We start from the raw sequence: 2,051 nt of genomic DNA, 5'->3' as shown, positions 1-2,051 counted from the left end.
TGATGTAGGCGGGGTGTTGGGGGTGGAGGGGGGTGGGGCGTTCGCTGTCGGTGATGTTGCCGTCGCTGGTGTCGCCGGTGTTGGTGTTGGTGAGTTGCTGGAGGTGGATGGTGGTGGTGTGGGGGTTGGTGGTGGTGTGGGTGTCGGTGATGAGGAGGGTGGGTTGGGCGTCGTTGAGCATGTGGTCGAGGCGGTCGGCTGGGTAGTCGAGGTCGAGGGGGAGGTAGGCGGCTCCTGTTTTGAGGATGGCGAGGAGGGTGCCGATCATGTGGGTGGAGCGGGGGAGGGCCATGGCCACGGTGTGTTCGGGGCCGGCGCCGTGGGCGATGAGGGTGCGGGCGGTGTGGTTGGCCCAGGTGTTGAGTTGGTGGTAGGTCCAGGTGGTGTTGTTGTGGGTGACGGCGGTGGCGTGGGGGGTGAGGGCGGCGCGGCGTTCGATGAGTTCGGTGACGGTGTGGTGGGTGGTGGGCCGGGTGGTGTTGTTCCAGTGGTGGAGGAGTCGGGTTCGTTCGGTGGTGTCGAGGAGGTTGATGTCGCTGATGTGTTGGTGGGGGTTGTGGGTGAGGGCGTTGAGGGTGGTGGTGAGTCGTTGGGTGAGGGTGTGGGCGGTGGTGGGGTCGAACAGGTCGGTGCTGTATTCGAGGTAGCCGTCGATGCCTTGGTGTGTTCCGGGGCGTTCGGTGAGGCTGAAGAAGAGGTCGAATTTGGAGGTTTGGGAGGGGTGGTGTTCTTCGCGGAGTTGTAGGTCGGTGAGGGTGACGTCGATCTGGGGGGTGTTCTGCAGGGCGAGCATCACCTGGAAGAGAGGGTGGCGTGCCATGGAGCGGGGTGGGTTGAGGTCTTCGACGATGCGTTCGAAGGGGACGTCTTGGTGGGCGTAGGCGGCCAGGGCGGTGGCGCGGACGCGGTCGATGAGTTCGGTGAGGGTGGGGTCGCCGGAGGTGTCGGTGCGTAGGACGAGGGTGTTGACGAAGAAGCCGACGAGGTCGTCGAGGGCTTGGTCGGTGCGGCCGGCGATGGGGGAGCCGATGGGGATGTCGGTGCCGGAGCCGAGGCGGGTGAGCATGGCTGCGAGTGCTGCTTGCAGGACCATGAAGAGGCTGGAGCCGGTCTGGCGAGCGATGTGGGTGAGGCGTCGGTGGAGTTCGGGGGTGATGTCGAAGCGTGTGCTTGCGCCGTTGCCGGTGCTGATGGGGGGGCGTGGGCGGTCGGTGGGCAGGGGGAGTTCGTCGGGCAGTCCGGCGAGGGTGGTGCGCCAGTGGGTGAGTTGGTGGGTGAGGATGCTGTCAGGGTCGTCGTCGGTGCCCAGGAGTCGGCGCTGCCAGTGGGCGTAGTCGGTGTACTGGACGGGTAGTTCGGTCCAGGTGGGGATGGTGCCGGTGTGGCGTGCCTGGTAGGCGTGGGCGACGTCGCGGGCAAGGGGGGCCAGGGACCAGCCGTCGGCGGCGATGTGGTGGACGACGACGACGAGGATGTGTTCGTCCTCGGTCAGGGGCAGGAGGGTGACGCGGAGGGGGAGGTCGTGTTCGACGTCGAAGGGTTCGGCCATGGCCGCGGCGACGGCGGTGTCGGTCTCGTGGGCTTCGACGGTTTTGACGGTGATGGTGGGGCGGGCCTGGTCGGTGGGCAGGACGTGCTGGACGACGGTGCCCTGGAGTTCTTCGAAGCGGGTGCGCAGGACGTGGTGGCGTTCGGCCACATCGGTCAGCGCGGTGTGGAGTGCGGGCACGTCCAGTGAGCCGGATACGCGCAGGACCATCGGGATGTTGTAGGTCGCCGAGGGGCCTTCGAGCCGGTTGAGGAACCACAGGCGGGACTGGGCGAAGGACACCGGTACGGGCTGTGTGTGCTCGATGCGTTCCAGGGCCGGCCGTCGGGAGCCGGCCGTGTCCAGTCGGGCCGCCAGGCCCGCCACCGTGGGTGCCTCGAACAGGGACCGGATGGGCACGTCCGCACCCAGCACCGCCCGGACCCGGGCCACCACCCGCGTCACCAGCAGCGAATGCCCACCAAGGAGGAAGAAGTCGTCGAGCACCCCGATACCCGACTGG

1 protein-coding gene is annotated in these 2,051 nt (G+C 67.6%); it reads right to left on the bottom strand.

The annotated features are described in order from the left end of the window. Positions 1-2,051: condensation domain-containing protein (locus IE177_RS34545; RefSeq protein WP_190019443.1), on the bottom strand; the 2,051-nt coding region annotated here is incomplete at both ends.

The organism is Streptomyces lucensis JCM 4490 (genome assembly GCF_014650035.1).
Taxonomy (GTDB): Bacteria; Actinomycetota; Actinomycetes; order Streptomycetales; family Streptomycetaceae; genus Streptomyces; species Streptomyces lucensis.
Note: the sequence above shows the minus strand (reverse complement) of the source record. Positions and strands in the feature narration are given on the sequence as shown.